Raw genomic sequence first — 1,400 nt, forward strand, 5'->3', positions numbered from 1 at the left:
CGTTGGCAGCACAACACATGTGCACTCAACCAACACACCCACAACTGTGGGCAAAATAATGCTCCTTAGAAAGGAGGTGATCCAGCCGCACCTTCCGGTACGGCTACCTTGTTACGACTTCGTCCCAATCGCCGATCCCACCTTCGACAGCTCCCTAACGAGTTTGAGCCACTGGCTTCGGGTGTTACCAACTTTCATGACGTGACGGGCGGTGTGTACAAGGCCCGGGAACGTATTCACCGCAGCGTTGCTGATCTGCGATTACTAGCGACTCCGACTTCATGGGGTCGAGTTGCAGACCCCAATCCGAACTAAGGCCGGCTTTCAGCGATTCGCTCCACCTCACAGTGTCGCTGCGCGTTGTACCGACCATTGTAGCATGTGTGAAGCCCTGGACATAAGGGGCATGATGATTTGACGTCATCCCCACCTTCCTCCGAGTTGACCCCGGCAGTCTCTCATGAGTCCCCAACCAAATGCTGGCAACATAAGACAAGGGTTGCGCTCGTTGCGGGACTTAACCCAACATCTCACGACACGAGCTGACGACAACCATGCACCACCTGTATAACGACCACAAAGGGAAACTACATCTCTGCAGCGATCCGCTATATGTCAAGCCCAGGTAAGGTTCTTCGCGTTGCATCGAATTAATCCACATGCTCCGCCGCTTGTGCGGGCCCCCGTCAATTCCTTTGAGTTTTAGCCTTGCGGCCGTACTCCCCAGGCGGGGCGCTTAATGCGTTAGCTACGGCACAGAAGACGTGGAAGCCCCCTACACCTAGCGCCCACCGTTTACGGCATGGACTACCAGGGTATCTAATCCTGTTCGCTACCCATGCTTTCGCTCCTCAGCGTCAGTTACTGCCCAGAGACCTGCCTTCGCCATCGGTGTTCCTCCTGATATCTGCGCATTTCACCGCTACACCAGGAATTCCAGTCTCCCCTACAGCACTCAAGTCAGCCCGTATCGCCTGCACGCCCGGAGTTAAGCCCCGGAATTTCACAGACGACGCGACAAACCACCTACGAGCTCTTTACGCCCAGTAATTCCGGACAACGCTCGCACCCTACGTATTACCGCGGCTGCTGGCACGTAGTTAGCCGGTGCTTCTTATACAGGTACCGTCACAAAAGCTTCGTCCCTGTCGAAAGGAGTTTACAACCCGAAGGCCTTCATCCCCCACGCGGCGTCGCTGCATCAGGCTTCCGCCCATTGTGCAATATTCCCCACTGCTGCCTCCCGTAGGAGTCTGGGCCGTATCTCAGTCCCAATGTGGCCGTCCACCCTCTCAGGCCGGCTACCCGTCGACGCCTTGGTAGGCCATTACCCCACCAACAAGCTGATAGGCCGCGAGCTCATCTTGCACCGAAAAACTTTCCACAACTGACACTAAACA

1 rRNA gene is annotated in these 1,400 nt (G+C 55.9%); it reads right to left on the minus strand.

What is annotated here, in order from left to right:
- Positions 1 to 69: 69 nt before the first annotated feature.
- A 16S ribosomal RNA gene (locus HMPREF3158_RS05900) occupies positions 70 to 1,400 on the minus strand; the annotation flags it as partial.

It is taken from the genome of Corynebacterium sp. HMSC06G04, from assembly GCF_001807365.1.
GTDB lineage: Bacteria > Actinomycetota > Actinomycetes > Mycobacteriales > Mycobacteriaceae > Corynebacterium > Corynebacterium simulans.